Annotated in this window: 16 protein-coding genes and 1 pseudogene; all 17 read left to right on the top strand. The window is 59.1% G+C overall.

What is annotated here, in order from left to right; genetic code table 11:
- The first annotated feature begins 1,173 nt into the window (after nucleotides 1-1,173).
- The 17 genes and pseudogenes from P6U27_RS32520 to ald all read left to right on the top strand — a co-directional run bounded on the left by P6U27_RS32520 (nucleotide 1,174) and on the right by ald (nucleotide 18,694).
- Nucleotides 1,174-1,863 (top strand): molybdenum ABC transporter permease, encoded by a 690-nt coding sequence (locus tag P6U27_RS32520; protein ID WP_162500643.1) that lies wholly within the window; start codon nucleotides 1,174-1,176, stop codon nucleotides 1,861-1,863.
- Nucleotides 1,864-1,941: 78 nt separating this feature from the next.
- Nucleotides 1,942-3,204, top strand: coding sequence for a serine hydrolase domain-containing protein (locus P6U27_RS32515; RefSeq protein WP_407193349.1), 1,263 nt, complete (start codon nucleotides 1,942-1,944; stop codon nucleotides 3,202-3,204).
- Nucleotides 3,205-4,031: 827 nt separating this feature from the next.
- Complete coding sequence (locus P6U27_RS32510; protein WP_209296513.1) at nucleotides 4,032-5,132, top strand: hydrogenase small subunit; 1,101 nt, start codon at nucleotides 4,032-4,034, stop codon at nucleotides 5,130-5,132.
- Nucleotides 5,133-5,145: 13 nt separating this feature from the next.
- A complete protein-coding gene (locus tag P6U27_RS32505; RefSeq protein WP_407193348.1) occupies nucleotides 5,146-6,936 on the top strand; it encodes a nickel-dependent hydrogenase large subunit in 1,791 nt (596 codons plus the stop codon).
- Nucleotides 6,937-6,940: 4 nt separating this feature from the next.
- Nucleotides 6,941-7,650 (top strand): annotated as a pseudogene (gene cybH, locus P6U27_RS32500) (Ni/Fe-hydrogenase, b-type cytochrome subunit).
- A gap of 11 nt (nucleotides 7,651-7,661) precedes the next feature.
- Nucleotides 7,662-8,237 carry a HyaD/HybD family hydrogenase maturation endopeptidase gene (locus P6U27_RS32495; protein ID WP_407193347.1) on the top strand — a complete coding sequence of 192 codons (576 nt, stop codon included), beginning with the start codon at nucleotides 7,662-7,664 and terminating at the stop codon, nucleotides 8,235-8,237.
- A 16-nt stretch (nucleotides 8,238-8,253) separates the two neighbouring features.
- The gene (locus P6U27_RS32490) at nucleotides 8,254-8,544 is read left to right on the top strand and encodes a HypC/HybG/HupF family hydrogenase formation chaperone (protein WP_407194524.1); all 291 of its coding nucleotides are present in this window, start codon (nucleotides 8,254-8,256) and stop codon (nucleotides 8,542-8,544) included.
- Between the two features lie 189 nt (nucleotides 8,545-8,733).
- Nucleotides 8,734-9,180 (top strand): hypothetical protein, encoded by a 447-nt coding sequence (locus tag P6U27_RS32485; RefSeq protein ID WP_407193346.1) that lies wholly within the window; start codon nucleotides 8,734-8,736, stop codon nucleotides 9,178-9,180.
- Nucleotides 9,177-10,040, top strand: a complete 864-nt coding sequence (locus P6U27_RS32480; RefSeq protein ID WP_407193345.1) for a hydrogenase expression/formation protein — start codon at nucleotides 9,177-9,179, stop codon at nucleotides 10,038-10,040. Before P6U27_RS32485 ends, P6U27_RS32480 begins: the two co-directional genes overlap by 4 nt.
- A gap of 100 nt (nucleotides 10,041-10,140) precedes the next feature.
- Nucleotides 10,141-11,235, top strand: coding sequence for a hypothetical protein (locus tag P6U27_RS32475; protein ID WP_407193344.1), 1,095 nt, complete (start codon nucleotides 10,141-10,143; stop codon nucleotides 11,233-11,235).
- Nucleotides 11,228-11,569 carry a hydrogenase maturation nickel metallochaperone HypA gene (gene hypA / locus P6U27_RS32470; protein ID WP_407193343.1) on the top strand — a complete coding sequence of 114 codons (342 nt, stop codon included), beginning with the start codon at nucleotides 11,228-11,230 and terminating at the stop codon, nucleotides 11,567-11,569. The genes P6U27_RS32475 and hypA overlap by 8 nt, the downstream gene beginning before the upstream one ends.
- A complete protein-coding gene (gene hypB / locus P6U27_RS32465) occupies nucleotides 11,569-12,525 on the top strand; it encodes a hydrogenase nickel incorporation protein HypB (protein ID WP_407194523.1) in 957 nt (318 codons plus the stop codon). The genes hypA and hypB overlap by 1 nt, the downstream gene beginning before the upstream one ends.
- Nucleotides 12,522-14,774, top strand: a complete 2,253-nt coding sequence (hypF, locus tag P6U27_RS32460; protein WP_407193342.1) for a carbamoyltransferase HypF — start codon at nucleotides 12,522-12,524, stop codon at nucleotides 14,772-14,774. Before hypB ends, hypF begins: the two co-directional genes overlap by 4 nt.
- Nucleotide 14,775: 1 nt before the next feature.
- Entirely contained in the window at nucleotides 14,776-15,003 is a 228-nt protein-coding gene (locus P6U27_RS32455; RefSeq protein WP_407193341.1) for a HypC/HybG/HupF family hydrogenase formation chaperone, read from the top strand.
- A gap of 2 nt (nucleotides 15,004-15,005) precedes the next feature.
- Nucleotides 15,006-16,148 carry a hydrogenase formation protein HypD gene (hypD, locus tag P6U27_RS32450; RefSeq protein WP_407193340.1) on the top strand — a complete coding sequence of 381 codons (1,143 nt, stop codon included), beginning with the start codon at nucleotides 15,006-15,008 and terminating at the stop codon, nucleotides 16,146-16,148.
- Complete coding sequence (gene hypE / locus P6U27_RS32445) at nucleotides 16,145-17,191, top strand: hydrogenase expression/formation protein HypE (protein WP_407193339.1); 1,047 nt, start codon at nucleotides 16,145-16,147, stop codon at nucleotides 17,189-17,191. Before hypD ends, hypE begins: the two co-directional genes overlap by 4 nt.
- 390 nt (nucleotides 17,192-17,581) lie before the next feature.
- Nucleotides 17,582-18,694 carry an alanine dehydrogenase gene (gene ald, locus P6U27_RS32440; protein WP_209296496.1) on the top strand — a complete coding sequence of 371 codons (1,113 nt, stop codon included), beginning with the start codon at nucleotides 17,582-17,584 and terminating at the stop codon, nucleotides 18,692-18,694.
- The last annotated feature ends 204 nt before the right edge of the window (nucleotides 18,695-18,898 follow it).

Raw genomic sequence — 18,898 nt, 5'->3', positions numbered from 1 at the left:
CGCTTCCTTCCCGAATATACTCGAATGTGAGCCGCCGCGTCATTGAGAGACGACAGCGTCATACGAGACTCATCGTTTTTAGCCGTGTCCGATTGAAGACGGTTCCGAGAGCCGGTGCGTCGTTCCAAAGGCAGGCGTTTAGTTGCGTTATCCTTTCTCGTTAAGCAAGATATGCACCAGTTGCCCAAAGTGCGCCCGATTAAGAGTCTCGGACAAACCGTCTGTCTCTGGGCTGCATCGGTTTGAGTGCTCGGCCCGCGTTCGCAAGGTCGAACAAAAAGTTGCAGTGAGACGCGTAACTTGATCGGCTGAGCGCATTAGCGGAGTCCCGTCTCGGGATGGAAGCCCGAGCGTTATCGATATGCGCCAACTGCTGAGATGGATGCAACAGTAGATGACATTGGTAAAATTGATAGTTTGGATTGTACTCATCCACGCGATGGAAGCCTGGTTTAGGAGCTCGATTGCGCGGCAATAATCTTGAATCGATGCACTGCCTTGTCACTAGCGGCAAAGCTCGTTCGTGCACGAGGCATTTGTCTCCAGGTCTGCGCTAACGATACGCATTAGGCAGGTTGGTCGAGAGACGGCCTTCGCTGTTGGCCCCTCAGCGCCTTTTGCCGCGTCGCAGAAGCACCGTCACGATGATTACTCAGCTAGATCGTTCGCGTTGCTGCCAAAGGGCAGGATTCCTGCGATCCGTTCTATTACCGGCAGCGAGTGCGGCGTTTGAGCGACCGACAAACCAAATAGGCATCTCTGGCGGCGTCAAATTCTGCCGTTCCGTTGCGCGGCCGTCGCTGTCTGCTCGGCAACAGAGATGCCAGAAATCTGACATGGCGTTAGGTCCACGCCACAGCGACGTCGAACGTCTATGCGAATTTCCTCCATGTTGCGCATAGCGCGTCCCATAGTTCGCACGCGGCACAGGAATTGCTGATTTCAACGAGGAGGTGCCGCCGTCAGATGGATGGAAGCGGCCCTGTCACAGGAGTTGCCGATGAGACTTGCGACGCTGCTCTTGCTCGTAGAAACGACGCGCGTGAATGTGACGGCCGCCATGAAGTGCGGCGCGACTAAAAGGCGATCCGCGCCACATACCTGGGCGAGCCGGACATGCAGGCGATCACTGGGCCCGTAAGCCGACCTACTTTCATTTTTGGGCTGACGCATATGGATGTCTTTTCGGCAGAGATTGCGCAATCCGTTGCGCTCACGATTGAGCTCGCCAGCGTAACAACCGTGATCCTCCTCGTGATTGGTGTGCCCCTCGCTTGGTGGCTAGCGCGCTCAAAGACTCTTTTGAGCGAGGCGGTGACGACGATGATCGCGCTGCCGCTAGTGCTACCGCCGACGGCTCTCGGCTTTTGCTTACTCGTGTTGCTCGGCCCAAACGGACCGGGTGGCGTTCTCGCCTCTTTGTGGGGCGAGCGCACGCTCGCTTTTACCTTCGCGGGAATCGTGATCGGATCGGTCCTCTCGGCGCTGCCGTTGGTGGTGCAGCCGATCCGTAACGCCTTTGTTGCGATAGGAGATCACCAGATGGAAACTACGGGGCGCGTTTCGTCATTGTATGCCCTCATTACCATCAGGGGGCCGCTGGCGCGATTGGAATTCGTTAAAGCCGCCGTGGTTGGCTTTTCTCATACGATTGGCACATTTGGCGTCGTGATGATGATCGGCGGCAACATTCCTGGGCGCACCAAGGTTTTGTCAGCCTACGTGGTAGACTACGTCCAAGCATCGCGCTGGCGCGAGGCAAGTGTGCTTGCCGGCGGTATGGTGATGTTCGCCTTTGCGGCAATCTTCACCTTATCCCTCATCGACAGACACTGTGCCAGGAGAGGCACCGAGCCGTCTTAGGTTAGCCGGCCGGACATATCCGATCACGCCCGAGCAGCAGTAATGCAAGCCGGATCCATCAATCCTTGCGAGGCTACAATGAACAAGTTTGTTATGGCCGTAGCGGCTGCTGGAATCGGCTTCAATTCAGTGCACTCCGCGCCTCTGCCCGAAGCGACGGCCCATGACGTCGGCGTTTCTCAGCAGCGCCTCGCCAAGCTCGACAAGTTCTTCGCTCGCGAAATCGCTAGTAAACGCGTGCCGGGTGCGGTGGTTGCAATCGCCAGGGACGGCAAGCTGATTCACTACAAGGCGTACGGGCAACTCGATCCTGCAAAAGGAAAGTCGATGCGGCTCGACGCGATGTTCGCACTTGCGTCTATGACCAAGCCGATGGTGGCCGTTGCGGGACTTATCCTCATGGAGCAAGGCCGCCTGCCTCTACGGGCCAGGCTTGCGGATTATTACCCGGAATTCGCAAACATGAAGGTGGGAGTGCCACAGCATGACGGCTCATTGGAATTTCAAACGCAGAGTTCTCCGATCTACATCCACGATCTCTATCGCCACACATCCGGGCTCACCTATGGCGTGCCCCCCGACAGCTCAGACCAAGTGGCGCGTCTCTATCCCGATTTCGCCGCTCCGCCACTAAGGGGCGATAAGCAGGCGTTCATCGAAGCAATTACTAAGCTGCCGCTAGCGCACCAACCGGGGACGGAATTCGAATACGGCTTCTCGACCGATGTGCTGGGAGCTGTCGTGGAACAGGTCAGCGAACAGCGATTGGGCGACTATCTGGCCAGAAATCTGTGGACGCCCATCGAAATGCAGGATGCCACTTTCCATTTGTCTGAATCGCAACGCGAACGCCTCGCTCATCCATTTCCAGCCGACCCGCTTACGGGAAAGCCACAGGACATCGAGCTCCTCGAAAGTTCGACGAAGTTTGACTGCGGGGGAGCCTGCGCATTTGCGACAGTCGGTGACTACGTGCGCTTTGGACAAATGCTGCTCAACGGCGGGGAGCTCGATGGGCAGCGCATTCTCGGTCCGAAGACGGTGCGCCACATGATTTCCGACCATCTCGGGGCAGAGATCAAAAATAAGGTGGCCAATGTGGAGGCGCACCGTGCCGGCTTCGGCTTCGGGCTCGGAGTAGCTGTACGCATAAACGAGGGTCTCTCGGCGGTTCCGGGCAATCCAGGTGAGTTCACTTGGACTGGCGCCTACGGGACACAATTTTTCTGCGACCCAAAGGAGCGTCTCGTCGTGGTGGTCGGAACGGCAGCGCCCGGAGAAATCCGGAAGTATTACCGCGAACAAGTCCAATATATCGTCTATGCTGCAATAATCCGATAATCCGCTTTCGGCCGAAAGGCTCGGCCAACAATTTTTTGGGGTGGTCGTCAGACAGTGCTGCTACTGCGCATCAATTCGATTGAAAGTCGGCGCCGTTACCTGCTATCCGCGTTGGCGCGGATGGCGCCAGTGCTTCAACAACGAGATCGGCTTCGCTGTCCCGAAGAAGCTCTTGCAAGCGGGTTTGCCGTCGCGATGCGCCAAGACGATCGCGCATTGCTGTCGATCGGCTCGCGCGATGAACGCTCCTGTGATAGCTCCGAACGTCCAGGCTCTCGCTTACGATCCTGCAGCGATGCCGTGCGGCAAGGCGCTTTGAATTAAAGGCAGACTGGATCGATCAGACCAAAAAAGCGAGGGCGGTGTCCGACTCACATTGCTGCTTCTCTTCGTCTATCGACAGACGCTTTGGTACGGGCTGCTTGCGCAGTTGCGACTATGAGCGGATTAACGCCCCTTTGGTCAACAATCGGCAAGTCTGATTAACACTGGGGGGGCAGTTCGGTGCCCGTCAACTGCACCAATTCCATTGAACAACCGGCATAACACGTGAGTGTCGCGGTCATGCAAACGGGAGCAAGACGTAGTCGCCGTGCAGTGGTGAAACATCGTGCTGCTCTGTTGAAGTGCTCACATGGACGTCCAAAACCGGACACCATTGGCATGACAGATCAATCGCGCAGCTTGTGGCTCGCTGGCTGCTTTCGACAGTCCGCAAATCCCGAAGCGGTGACATGGTATCTGTCAAGTGTTTCGCTTCGGTGGCTTGTTTCTTGCTGAACGTCAGTAATTCGTTACGGCCGAAGACAACTCACATGGAACGCTTCATGAGTGGTGCAACGGAAACGTTCTACAGCGTGATCAGACGTCAGGGTATGACGCGTCGTAGTTTCCACAAATTCTGCAGTTTGACTGCCGCGAGCTTGGGGCTTGGTCCGCTCGCCGCAAGCAGTATTGCCAATGCCCTGGAGACCAAACCGCGTTTGCCCGTCATTTGGCTGCACGGGCTCGAGTGTACCTGCTGCTCGGAAAGTTTTATCCGCTCGGCCCATCCCTTGATCAAGGACGCGCTGCTGTCGATGATTTCGCTCGACTATGACGATACGATCATGGCGGCGGCGGGACACCAGGCCGAAGCCATCTTGGAGGAAACTCGTGCCAAGTACAAAGGCAGGTATGTGCTCGCCGTCGAAGGCAATCCACCGCTGAACGAGGGTGGCATGTTCTGCATTGACGGCGGCAAGCCGTTCGTTGAAAAGCTCAGGTCCATGGCGGAAGAGTCCATGGCCATCATCGCTTGGGGTACGTGTGCGTCTTGGGGATGCGTGCAAGCGGCCAAGCCCAATCCGACTGGCGCGGCGCCGATCGATAAGGTGATCACGAACAAGCCGATCATCAAGGTGCCTGGGTGCCCGCCTATCGCGGAGGTCATGAGTGGCCTCGTGACTTTCATCACCACGTTCGGAAAGCTTCCGGAGCTCGATCGCCAAGGGCGTCCAAGTATGTTCTATTCCGAGCGCATTCACGACAAGTGCTATCGGCGTTCCCATTTCGACGCTGGCCAATTCGTCGAAGAGTGGGACGATGAGTACGCACGCAAGGGCTATTGCCTGTACAAGATGGGCTGCAAGGGGCCAACCACCTACAATGCCTGTTCGGCCCTTCGGTGGAACGGCGGCGTTTCATTTCCGATTCAATCCGGCCATGGCTGCTTTGGCTGCTCCGAAGACGGCTTCTGGGATAAGGGGTCATTTTACGACCGACTCACAACCATCAAGCAGTTCGGGATCGAGGAGAACGCCGACCAGATCGGCATGGCCGCTGCCGGCGTAGTTGGGCTAACCGTCGCTGCACATGCGGCGATCACGGCCGTGAAGCGGATGACCCACAAGCCGGATCGCGCACCCCACAAAAGCAAACCGAGTTGAGGAGGGGGCGACGGTGGCCGTCCAGACACCGAATGGGTTCAATCTTGATCGTTCAGGCAGGCGAATCGTCATCGATCCGTTGACGCGGATCGAAGGCCACCTGCGTGTCGAAGCCAATCTCGATTCCGACAATGTGATCCGCAATGCGGTCTCGAGCGGGACGATGTGGCGTGGTATCGAAGTCATCCTGCGCGGGCGCGATCCTAGAGACGCCTGGGCGTTCACCGAGCGGATTTGCGGGGTCTGCACCGGCACCCATGCGCTCACCTCCGTGCGCGCGGTTGAAAATGCACTAGGAATTGCGATTCCGGAGAATGCCAATTCGATCCGCAACATCATGCAGCTGTGCCTGCTCGTGCATGATCACCTCGTACATTTCTATCACCTGCACGCACTGGATTGGGTCGACGTGGTCTCCGCGCTCAAGGCCGATCCGAAGTCGACCTCCGCGCTCGCGCAGTCTATCTCGCCCTGGCCGCTGTCGTCCCCTGGCTATTTTAAGGATTTGCAGATCCGGCTCACCAAATTCTTCGGATCAGGGCAACATGGTCCGTTCAAGAATGGCTATTGGGGGCATCCGGCCTACAAGCTGCCACCGGAAGCCAACCTCATGGCTGTAGCGCATTATCTGGAAGCGCTGGACTTCCAGAAGGAGATCGTCAAGATCCAAGCTATCTATGGTGGTAAGAACCCGCATCCGAACTGGCTGGTCGGCGGCGTGCCCTGTGCGATCAATATCGACGGAACTGGTGCGGTGGGTGCGATCAATATGGAGCGACTGAACATCGTCTCCTCGATCATCGACCGTTCGATCGAGTTTGTCGAACACGTCTATCTGCCCGACATTGTCGCGATCTGCTCGTTCTATAAGGACTGGCTCCATGGCGGCGGACTTTCGAGCAAGAACGTGATGTCGTATGGCGACATCCCCGAAAACGCAAATGACTGTTCCGCCAAAAGCTTTAAGCTGCCGCGCGGGGTCATTCTTGGGGGCAATCTGAACGAGATACTGCCGATCGACCATGGTGATCCCGAGCAGATCCAGGAATTCGTCGCGCATTCATGGTATAAATATCCAAGTGATTGCTGTGGACTGCATCCCTGGGACGGTATCACCGAGCCGCGTTTTGAACTTGGGCCAAAACTCAAAGGCAGCAAGACAGATATTAAGGAGCTCGACGAAGGCGGCAAGTATTCCTGGATCAAAGCGCCGCGCTGGCGCGGCCACGCGGTGGAAGTCGGGCCGTTGGCGCGATACATCATCGGTTATGCGCAAGGCAAAGCTGGGTTCAAGGAGCCGGCCGAGAGACTGCTCAAGGGGCTCAATCTTCCCCTGACTGCGCTGTTCTCGACGCTTGGCCGCACTGCGGCGCGGGCGCTCGAATGCCAGTGGGCGGCGCATCAGATGCGTTATTTCCAGGATAAGCTGGTAATGCACATCAAGGCAGGCAATACGGCAACTGCCGATGTCAGCAGGTGGAAGCCGGAAAGCTGGCACAAGGAGGCCAAGGGCTACGGGTTCAGTGAAGCCCCGCGCGGTGCGCTTGGGCACTGGATCAAGATCAAGGGCGCCAAGATCGACAATTATCAATGTGTCGTGCCGACGACGTGGAACGGATCTCCTCGCGATGCCAAGGGCAATATTGGCGCTTTTGAAGCCTCCTTGATCGGTACCCCGATGGTCGATCCACAGCGGCCCCTGGAGATCTTGCGCACGATCCATTCCTTTGATCCGTGCTTGGCTTGCTCGACCCACGTGATGAGTCCTGACGGCCAGGAAGTGGCCTCAATCAATGTTCGTTAACGACATGCTGGACAGAGCTCGGAAGCTCCTTGCCGCCGTCGATGCGGAACCCACTGAACGGAGCATCGGCGCTGCCTTCGCTTACGCGCCGGTGCGACTGTGGCATTGGGTTAATGCGGCGGCCATTCTGATGCTGAGTTTAACCGGCCATCTCATTGGAGCCGGGACACCGGCGATGTCGGGAGAGGCAAGCGGCAATTTCCTGTTCGGCTATATCCGCTTTGCTCATTTCTCGGCGGGATATGTGCTCAGTATCGGCTTTCTTCTGCGGATCTATTGGGCGTTAATCGGAAACGCGCGTGCCATGCAGATCTTTTGGGTGCCGCTCTGGCGCAAGTGCTTTTGGCGCGAGGTGTACCACGAGATTCGCTGGTATGCGTTCCTTACAGTTGAGTCCGAAAGGAGCATCGGGCACAACCGTCTTGCTCAGCTCGCGATGTTCTTCATGTTTACGCAGACGATCACGTTCATGGTCATCACAGGCTTTGCACTTTATGGGCAAGGTGCCGGTACTGACAGCTGGCAGTACAAGCTGTTCGGCTGGGTCTTTTCAATTTGGCCGAACAGCCAGGACGTCCATACCTGGCATCATCTCGGCCTGTGGGTGATCGTGGCCTTTGCGCTGGTCCATATCTACGCGGTGGTCCGGGAAGACGCATGTCGCGCCGGAGCATCGCTTCTGTGATATCGGGTGAGCGCGGGTTTCGCGATTGACTGGGAAGCGGATGCTGAATCCGGAAGACAAGAAAAGGATCCTGGTGCTCGGCATCGGCAATATCCTGTGGGCGGATGAGGGATTCGGCGTAAGGGTGGTCGAGGAGTTTCACCGCCGCTACGCCATCGATGACAACGTAACCGTCCTCGATGGCGGCACACAGGGGCTCTACCTCGTCAGTTTTCTTGAGCAGGCCGATTGCCTGATCGTGTTCGATGCCATCGACTATGGATTGCTGCCGGGGCAGTTGAAGCTTGTGCGCGATGACGAAGTGCCAAAATTTACCGCCGCCAAGAAGGTGAGCCTGCATCAGACCGGCTTTCAGGAGGTCTTGAGTGCGGCTGACCTGCTTGGTCGGTGCCCGCGGGAGCTCGCTCTCATCGGCTGTCAGCCGCTGGACCTGGAGAATTGGGGCGGTCCGCTGACCGCCCCGGTACGCCTTCAGATTGCGCCTGCGATTGAACTGGCTTGCAAACTCCTGGCGCAGTGGGAATCGCCGGCAAAGCCGCGGACCTCGCCGCTGCCTGCATCAGAACGGCTGTTGGCGAACAATATCGACGATGCAAACTATGAGATGGGGGCTTAGCTGGCGCCGACTGATCATGTGCCTTGGATTGCCAATGACGATTATCGAGACCGACGGCATCACAGCGCTGTGCGAGTATGGCGATGAACAGCGGCGCGTCTCGGTCATGCTGCTCTCCGACGCCTCGGCCGGCGCCAAGGTGCTCGTTCATATCGACAGCGCGGTGCGGCTTTTGGACGAAAATGAAGCAAGGCTGATCTCGGAGGCACTTGAGGGGCTTGAGGCCAGCCTCAACGGCCAGGACTGCGATCGCTTCTTTGCGGACTTGATCGCTCATGAGCCGCAATTGCCGGAGCACCTGCGCTAGTAGTTCCGCTCGCCAGTTGCGCCGACCAGGCTTCTCACAAATCGTATCCCAGTCGCACGTACCTTTGCATCGAAAATGTCAGGCGCCTCGACCCGCTGGTTCGAGCGCGAGACGCGGACAGAAAGTGATTGGCATACCCCTTGCTATTACCCTGCTAGCGGAACCGAACATTGTCAGGGAAGGCGTGTGATGAAGTTGCAGCCGACGCAGCATGGTCTGGCGCGACCCGCTCCATTCGACGTGGAGGGCGTCAGCGTCGATGCGCGCCTGGTCGCGAACGCTCCCGTGAGGGCGGCCGTGATGCCGCTGCCGGTGGCCGATCCCCTATATTTGCTCCGGATCATCCACGTCGCATTCTTACTTCCTGAGATGGTCAATTCGTTTCGGCGGCGCAGGCAAGGTGCAGTGCCTGCGCGCGGCGTAGGTGGCGAACTGGTTGAGTGGCTCGGCCTACGAGCCCCGTCGACGCTGATCCTCGGCCAACGGCACGATACACTCCGCCTGATCGGCAGGAGGCCGGTCCGTTTCATCGCGATCGATCGCATTTCGGTACCGATGGTTCGGCCACACGCCGGCAGCGCTTGTGTCGGCAAGTGCATTGCCTCTCGATCCAGCCAACGGATCATCGCATTATGAAAACAGCGATCCGCGTTATATCCGATGGCGCCGACGGGGCGGCGAATGACCTTGCCACGGGCACTAGAAGTCTCGATGTATTCTACAGCGGGTTGACGAGTGCGCGTGCGCTCGCCAAGCGAGCCTGGCGCGACGGCAACGAGCTTGCAAGGACCTATCCGAATGCCACCGCGGTACTATCGAACGCCGCTGCTGCCGTCGCCAGGCAGAGAAGCGGCGCTCGGACGCAACTGTACGGCCTCGCTAATCTCAGCGATCCCGAGCGCAAGCTGATAGCCGAAGTGCTCGGCGCAGGTGAGGTCGCCGGCGTGGTTGCGCTGCCAGATGGCTCTTTGGCGCAAATCCGTGAGTCCGTGCTTGCAGGAATTTGGCGCGTGCGCATCGGAAGCGGGCCAGCGCGCGAATATCTTGAGGTCGGAGCGATCCCGCAGATTGTCCGGCGCGCTGCAACTGACCTGACGTCCGTCGATCTTGCGATCGGCCCGGCGCCGGTGGGCGCAATGAACGTGCAACCGGTGCTCGCCGAAATACGCGAGCGGGCCCGCGGCTGGCGCTTTGGCATGCGCGCGCATGTCATCAATCTCACCTTGCTGCCGATGAGCGTTATCGACCTAGCATTCCTGCAGCAAAGCCTGGGCAATGGTCCGGTCCAACTCATCTTTCGCGGCTACAGCACGTGCCGTGTGCAGGCGACCGGGATCAGGAACGTCTGGTCGGTGCAGTTCTTCAATTCTACGGACAATATCATCCTTGATACGTTGGAGATCGGCGACGTTCCAATTGTTGCGTTGGCTGCCGACGAGGATTTCCAGGACTCTGCCGAGCGCATGCAGGAAATTATTGAGGCGTACTTCACATGAAGAGCTTGGAGAGCGCTCGCCGTCCGGTGAGATTCCCTAGATGGCGCGGGCGCAGCGACCGCCGGCTTACGTGGCGCAGGATGTTGGTGGAGCGGTGCGCATGAGCCTCGCTGCCGGCAACAAGATCGATGTCACCGTATCGCTAGCTTCCGACGTAGTCGCCGCGATCGAGATCCTGCCGCGAGTCCGGCCTCCGCTGGCACGGCTGTTCGCTGGCAAACAAGCCTCGTCGCTGCTCAACGTGCTGCCGCGGCTCTTCGCATTGTGTGCCGCTGCACAGCAAATTGCACTACTGTCCGCGGTCGAGACGGCGCGCGACGAAGCGATCACTCGCGCAACAAAACAGCGTCGTATTGCGCTTATCGTTATTGAGCGCATTGCGGATTTGCTACGCGGCCTGTTTGTTGGACATCTTGCGCAAGACATCGCCGGTGCGGCGGCAATCCGTTCCCTGATGCGGGGAATGTCAGCACTTCTTGGCTGCGCACAGTCACCCTGGGGCTCTGCCCAATGCGAAGCAACAGCACGGATCGTGGCTGCGCTGAACGCGCTCGGCATGCCGGATGACGGGGGCGCGGTGAGGTCCGGTAGCCCATTGGCGCTTCGTATTGCAGCGCTTGATGAGATCGGCCTGAAGCCAATTCCAGCGGAGCACTCGTTCCTGTCCGTTGCTGACGACCTCGACATCATCAAACGGCTGCTCGTCGATGGCGCGCCATTTTGCTATCGTCCGGATCTTGACGGACATGTGCCCGAGACGGGTCCATGGGCGCGCCAAATGACGCGTGATCGGCTCCCGCCGAGCCCCTCCGGTGCGGCCGAGCGGCTGGTTGCCAGAATTGCTGAAACCCTGCGGCTATGTGCCTGGCTCAAGGCCGGTGCTCAGATTGACTCGGCGGAGCATGGGATTGTCGAAAGATATAAGTTAGGATTCGGCCGTGCGGCGGCCGCGGTCGAGTGCGCCAGGGGGCGTCTCTACCACGCGGTTGAGCTTGATCCTCAGGGCCGGATATCCCGCTTCGAATTCCTTGCGCCGACGGAATGGAATTTCCATCCGTGCGGACCGCTTGTCCGCAGCCTGCAGGGCGCGGTGCTGACGGCTAGACGACGTCGGGATGCAGTCCATGCGCTGATTGCATCGCTCGATCCGTGCGTCGGGTTCACTCTAAATTTTCGCGAAGTTGGCCATGCATGAAATGGCGATTTGTCTTGGCGTCATTCAAATCGTCGAGGAGGAGGTACGTCACCGATCGTTTTCGCGGGTGCGGAGTGTCTGTCTAGAGATGGGTGCGCTGAGTCATGCCGCGCCTGAAGCGCTCAGGTTCTGCTTTGCTGCCGTTGCAACGCGGACGGTTGCCGAAGGTGCAGTCCTTAATATCGTTGAATTGCCAGGCGTTGCTTGGTGCATGAGCTGTTCGAAGAGCGTCGAGATTGGGCGACGCGATGAGTGCTGTCCTTGCTGCGGCAGCTATCAGTTGCAGGTAACCGCGGGCGAACAGATGCGCGTGAAAGAACTGGAGATCGATTGATGTGTACCGTTTGCGGCTGCAACGAAGGGTCGCCGTCAACCAAACGCGCCAAGGCGCATGATGTGGAGAGACATGAGCGATACGATGCCCATGTGCAGGTCTATTGCGATCACCATTATGCCCGTCCGCATGGCGAGCAAGGCCTTCAGCGTTTAAACCATGCTGGCGATAGTCATAGTCGTCACCGCTGCTCTGCCCATCACCAGGCTCATGGCGGGCAGGCGCTTCTGAGCGGCGCCGAGCCGGCTGGCTTGAAGGTCGCCGGCATGAGGCGGGAACGGATCATTCAGATCGAGCGCGATATTCTTGCCAAGAATGATGGGATTGCCGCGGACAACCGCGCGTTCTTCGTCGCCGATGACCTGTTTGTATTTAATCTTTTGTCCAGTCCTGGTGCAGGTAAAACGACGCTGCTCGTCCGCGCCGTGTCTGAGCTCAAGCGCAGCCGGCCAGTCGGGGTCATCGAGGGCGACCAGCAGACCTCGAACGATGCCGAACGCATTCGGGCCGCCGGCGTGCCAGCCATCCAAGTTAACACCGGCAAGGGTTGCCATCTCGATGCGGCGATGATTGGCGAGGCCTATCGCCGTTTGCCGCAGCTCACGGGTGGTATTCTCTTCATCGAAAACGTCGGCAATCTGATCTGTCCCGCCGCCTTTGATCTTGGCGAGGCCTGCAAGATCGTAATGCTGTCGATTACCGAAGGTGAAGACAAGCCGCTCAAATATCCTGATACGTTTGCCGCGTCTTCGCTCATGGTGATCAACAAGATCGATCTGGCTCCGCTGCTTGATTTCGATTTCGGCAAGACGATCGAATACGCCAGACGAGTCAATCCAAAGATCGAGGTGCTTGTCGTTTCGGCTCGCACAGGCGAGGGGTTTGGCGCGCTCTACGCCTGGATCGATAGGCAGGCGGGGCATCAGAGGCGCTCCATAGAGGACACAAGGCGATGAGCGCCGCAACCACCTGCGGAACGCGGCTGCGCGTGCGCGTGAGTGGGACAGTGCAAGGGGTCGGGTTTCGTCCTTACGTCTATGGACTCGCCAAGCGCCACGGATTGGCGGGCTTTGTCATCAATGGCCCGGAGGGCGTTACGATCGAGGTCGAGGGCCGCCGCGCGTCGGAGTTTGTGGCAACGTTGCCGCTCGAGGCGCCTCCATTGGCACGCATCGACCACATCTGCGTTCGGGAGACTGCAGCGCTGGGGGCGAAAGACTTTTCGATCGGCACGAGCGAAGGCGGCAAGTTGTCAACGCAGATTGCCCGTGATGCCGCCGTCTGCCAGCAATGCCTCAATGAGCTGTTCGATCCAGAAAACCGTCACTACCTTTACCCCTTCATCAGTTGCTGCCATTGCGGCCCTCGCTACACCATCGCCGAACGGCTTCCGTACGACCGCCGCAACACCGTGATGAGGGCTTTTAGGCTGTGCGCCGCTTGCGCGGCCGAATATGCCGATCCGGCGAGCCGCAGGTTTCATGCGGAGGCGATCGCGTGTCCGACATGTGGGCCTCGGCTCAGCCATGCGATCAGCGCCATTGTCGCTGCAATCGCGGGAGGGCAAATCGTGGCGATAAAGGGGCTGGGCGGATACCAGCTTCTTTGCGATGCGCGTAACCAGGATGCCGTGCAGCGTTTGCGCAGGAGAAAGCAGCGCCTTCAGAAGCCGTTCGCGGTCATGGTCGATTCCGTAGACCGCGTCAGCGACATCGCGAAGGCGAACGCACCCGAGCTTGCGCTGCTCCAATCCGTAGCACGTCCCATCGTCCTTCTGCCTTCGCGCAACAATCTGGCACCCGCCATAGCTCCTGGCTTATCGCGTGTGGGTGTTATGCTGCCCGTAGCGCCGCTGCATCACCTCATCCTTTATGCGCTTCGCTCGGCAAGAGCATGTGCGGGGACCGGCCCGGTCATCGTCGCCACCAGTGCCAATCTTTGCGGCGAACCGCTCCTGATCGACAACGCGCAGGCGCTGCGGCGGCTCAACGGGATCTCCGACCTTGTCGTGACCCATGATCGCGATATACTGACGCGTGCTGATGACTCGGTTGTGTCGGTGGTGGCTGGCCAGCCGCAATTCATTCGTCGAGCCCGTGGCTATGTTCCCGAACCGATCAGGCTTGCGAAGTCTGTGCCGCCCGTGCTCGCCGTCGGCGGCGCACTGAAATCGACCATCACCATCACGCGGGACAACCAAGCGTTTGTCTCTCAGCATATCGGCGATCTGCATACGCCCGAAGGCATCTGTGCGTTCGAGGAGACGATCCGACATCTCACATCGAGCCTTGATGTGGAGCCTGTTGCCATCGCCCATGATCTGCATCCCGATATGGCTTCTACCCGGTTTGCGGAAGCAAATGGCCGCGAGCTAGTCGCTGTCCAGCATCACCACGCACACGCTGCCGCAGTGATCGCCGAGTATGGCCATGCGGGACCTGCGCTTGCCCTCGTGCTCGATGGCCATGGTCTTGGCTCAGAGGGCGGTAACTGGGGTGGCGAGCTATTGTTGTGCGAAGGGACTAGGTGCCGACGCATCGGGCACTTGGCGCCCCTGCAAATGCCTGGTGGAGATCGTGCAGCCCGCGAGCCGTGGCGCATGGGCAGCGCAGTATTGCACTTGGTCGGCCGGGGTAACGAAATCGGGCTGCGCTTTACGGCGCAACGACAGGCCGGATCTGTGTCGGCCTTGCTCGATCAGCCGGGCGGGGCCACCACGACCAGTGCGGGCCGGTTGTTCGACGCGGCAGCGGCGCTGCTGGGGATTGCGAGTTTGCAGACCTATGAGGGCGAAGCGGCGATGAAGCTCGAGGCACTGGTGCGGCGGACCGCGATTCTCGAAGGCGGCTGGACGATCGATGGCGGCGTGCTGTCACTTCGTCCGCTCTTTGCGCGGCTGATTGGAGATGACATTGACGCGGTGGGCGGCGCCGGGCTGTTTCATGGCACCTTCGCCGCTGCCTGCGTTGACTGGGTCACGCGGTCTGCCCAGACAACGGGCGTTAATACCGTCGTTCTGAGCGGCGGCTGCTTCCTGAACGCGGCGCTAGCGGATGAAATCCCGCGCGGTTGCATCGCTGCCGGCGTTACCCCGCTCATGCCACGGCGGGTGCCGCCCAATGATGGCGGTTTGAGCCTTGGCCAGGCTTGGATTGCCGCTCTGCAGATAACTCAACAGTCGTCCGCCAAGGGGGGAACAGCCTGATATGTGCCTTTCGGTTCCGGCAAAGATTGCGAAAATTCTTCCCAACGATATGGCCATAGTGTCCATCGATGGCATCAGCCTGGAGATATCGATTGCTCTCCTCGACGAGCTCAAGGTCGGCGATTGCGTCCTTGTCCATGTCGGCTATGCGCTTGCCAAGATTGATCCGGCGGAAGCCAAGCGCACGCTGGAGCTGCTGCAGGAGCTAGGCAGCGCAGGGGAACGCTGATCATGAAATATGCCGACGAATTTCGCGACAAGGCCATCGCGCAGGGCATTGCGCGTGCGATTGGCCTCGAGGTCAATTCGCAAAGAGACTATCGTTTCATGGAATTCTGCGGCGGACACACTCATGCGATCTCCCGCTATGCCCTGGAGGATCTGCTGCCCGCGAACGTCCGCATGATCCACGGGCCCGGTTGTCCCGTCTGCGTTCTGCCCGCCAGTCGAATCGATATGGCGATCCGGCTTGTCGACCGACCTGAGGTCACTCTGTGCGTTTACGGCGACCTGATGCGCGCGCCTGGGTCGCACGGACAGTCGCTGTTGCGAGCTAAAGCGCTCGGCGGCGACATTCGGATGGTCTACTCGACGCTCGACGCTATCCGGCTCGCCGAACAGGCGCCGAGCCGCGAGGTGGTCTTCTTTGCCATCGGATTTGAGACCACGACGCCCCCGACGGCCGTGATGATCCGAATTGCCGAGAAGAAACGGCTGAAGGGCCTCAGCGTGTTCTGCAACCACGTGCTTACACCCTCTGCGATGCACAGCATTCTCGAGAACCCCAAAATCCGCGACATCGGCGGGGTTCCAATTGACGGCTTCATCGGGCCTGCACATGTCAGCACCATTATTGGTACGCAGCCTTACGAGTCTCTGGCAGAACAATTTGGCAAGTCGATCGTGATCGCGGGATTTGAACCGCTCGATGTGATGCAGGCGATCCTGATGCTGGTGCGGCAGGTGAACGAAGATCGCTACGAGGTGGAGAACCAATACAGTCGGGCGGTGACGCGTGAAGGCAATCGGCGCGCCAAGGAGGAGGTATCGCAGATATTCGAACTGCGCGAGCAGTTTGAATGGCGCGGTCTCGGAGTCGTACCCAACAGCGGACTGAAGCTAAAACGGTCTTACGCGCAGTTCGACGCTGAGACGCGTTTTGCGATCCACGATCTGCGTGTCGCAGACAATCCGGCGTGCGAGTGCTGCGCGATCCTGCGTGGCGCCAAGCGGCCGGTCGACTGCAAGCTGTTTGGAACCGTCTGCACGCCGGAAACTCCCATAGGGTCCTGCATGGTATCATCGGAAGGCGCTTGTGCGGCGTATTGGACCTATGGCCGAGTTCGCGATGAACCGTTGAGGCGGCTGTCATGAGCGCAAAGGGCTATCAACGCAAGCTCGACATCGAGAACGGACGCGTTGATCTTTCCCACGGATCGGGGGGCCGTGCCATGGCGCAGCTGATCTCCGGCCTTTTTCACCAAGCCTTTGGTAATGAATGGCTCGCCCGCTGCAACGATCAGTCCGCGTTTGACGTTGCCGCAGGCAGGATGGTGATGACGACCGACGGCTATGTGGTCTCGCCGCTGTTCTTTCCCGGCGGTAATATCGGGTCATTGGCTGTGCACGGCACGATCAATGACGTCGCGATGTCCGGCGCGCATCCCCTCTATCTGTCCGCGAGTTTTATCATCGAGGAGGGCTTCCCGTTTTCTGATCTGAAGGCGATCGCGGATTCCATGGGTGCCGCAGCACGCAGGGCCGGCGTTCACATCATTGCCGGAGACACCAAGGTCGTCGAGCGCGGCAAGGCGGATGGTCTGTTCATCTCTACGACCGGGATCGGGATTGTGGCCGATGGGCTCGATCTCTCCGCCGACAAGGCAAGGGTCGGGGATCGTGTGCTTGTGTCCGGTAGCCTCGGTGATCATGGGGTGGCGATCATGTCAAAACGTCAGAACCTCGCTTTTCAGACCGAGGTCGTCTCGGATTCCGCCGCGTTGCATAACCTCGTAGCTTGCATGGTTGCCGCCGGCGGTAGCGGCATCCGGGTGATGCGCGACCCGACGCGCGGTGGGCTTGCCGCGACCCTCAACGAGATTGCGCATCAATCCGGGCTCGGGTTCCGTCTGCAGGAAGCATCCATTCCGGTGAAGCCGGCGGTCGCGGCTATCTGCGAACTCCTTGGACTCGATCCGATCCATGTCGCCAACGAAGGCAAGCTCGTTGCGATCGTCGCGCCTGATTTGGCCGATGCGGTGCTTGCAGCCATGAAGGCGCACCCGCTCGGGGCCGAGGCAGCTGATATCGGCGAAGCGGTGGCTGACGAACGGAAGTTTGTGCAGATGGCGACCGGTTTCGGCGGTCGACGAATGGTCGATTGGTTGTGGGGCGAACAATTGCCTCGCATCTGTTGAACGCGCTGCGCATCGTCCAGCTTTCGGAAACCAAGTTTATGATCAATGGTCATGAGCCGTTACCCATCACCCAGTAGCTGACGGAAACTATCCCTTCTATCGGCAATCTGCCCAACCGGCAGACTGCGACTTCGCTCTTTAGGCGTGCTGAGTTTCGCTTGTTAGCTTTTCCACGAGCCGAGAACGAAGTTCGAGACGATTCAGCGCCATCGCGCAGTTTCGACGGTAAAGCTCAGGGAGCATGGTGACACGACCCGCTCGGTACCCATGGCTTTGAAATCCTGCGAAGCTTGTCAAATATCGTTGAATTTCTGCGCCATTTTGATGGCTGGGTCGCAATATCGCTGCTCGCTTCCGATTAGAAAGGCGCTCCAGGCAGGGAGTTTTTAAATGAAGGTCGGAGTCCCCAAGGAAATCAAGGTGCACGAATATCGCGTGGGCCTTACCCCGGGAGCTGTCCGCGAATACGTGGCGGCAGGCCATAGCGTGATGATCGAGACCAATGCCGGCGCTGGCATTGGTGCAACCGACGACGATTATCGCAATGCTGGTGGAACGATTCTAACTTCCGCAGCTGAGGTATTCGCCTCGAGCGAGATGATCGTAAAGGTTAAGGAACCTCAGCCGTCCGAGTGGTGTCAGCTGCGGGAAAACCAAATCCTGTTCACTTATCTGCATCTTGCCCCCGACCTGGATCAGGCCAAGGGCCTCCTGAAATCTGGATGCACTGCGATCGCCTATGAGACCGTAACAGATGCGCATGGTGGTCTTCCGCTGCTCGCGCCGATGAGCGAGGTCGCGGGTAGGCTTGCGATCGAAGCGGCTGGTAGCGCCCTGAAGCGGAGTGCAGGCGGACGAGGGCTGTTGATCGGTGGGGTGCCCGGTGTTCAGCCTGCCCGGATCGTGGTGATCGGAGGTGGCGTCGTTGGTACGCACGCGGCACGCATGGCGGTTGGTCTGGGCGCAGAGGTGACCATCATCGACCGTTCGATACTCCGGCTCCGCGAGTTGGACGAGCTATTCGAAGGACGCGTTCGCACCAGGTTTTCGACTCTCGACTCCGTGGAGGAAGAGGTATTTGCGGCGGATGTGGTGATTGGTGCGGTGCTCGTTCCGGGTGCGAGCGCGCCGAAGTTGGTCCGCCGGAGCATGCTTAGCTCGATGCGCAAGAGGGCGGTGCTTGTGGACGTCGCTATCGATCAGGGTGGCTGCTTTGAGACGTCGCACCCAACCACTCACGCTGAACCTACTTACGAAGTGGATGGCATCATTCATTATTGCGTGGCCAATATGCCCGGGGCCGTGCCGCTAACCTCGAGCCAGGCACTGAATAACGCGACCCTCCCGTTTGGCTTGGCTCTGGCCAACAAGGGCTTTTCCGCCGTGCTCGAGAATCCGCATTTGCGCGCAGGCCTCAACGTCCATCGGGGCCGGCTAACTTACAAAGCGGTCGCCGAAAGCCTCGGACTGCCCTTCTCACCGATCGAACAGGCTGCGGCCTGATCCCAGAGGCCCTTATGGGCATTTTCCTCCCTGACTTAAGCCACCCTTCGGGGTGGCTTTTTTTTGCTCCATCGATCTGCCGACCGGCGGCGGCATTTATTTCCAACGCGAAGCGAAGCGGAGGATCACCAGACGAGCGCGCCTGGCTTTAGTCCCCGCACGACGCGAGACAATTCCATACAGCGCATATGAATGCCGGTTTTT

The organism is Bradyrhizobium sp. STM 3566 (genome assembly GCF_045571445.1).
Classification (GTDB): Bacteria; Pseudomonadota; Alphaproteobacteria; order Rhizobiales; family Xanthobacteraceae; genus Bradyrhizobium; species Bradyrhizobium vignae.
The sequence above is the reverse complement of the archived record's forward strand: the minus strand, read 5'-3'. Positions and strand labels throughout refer to the sequence as shown.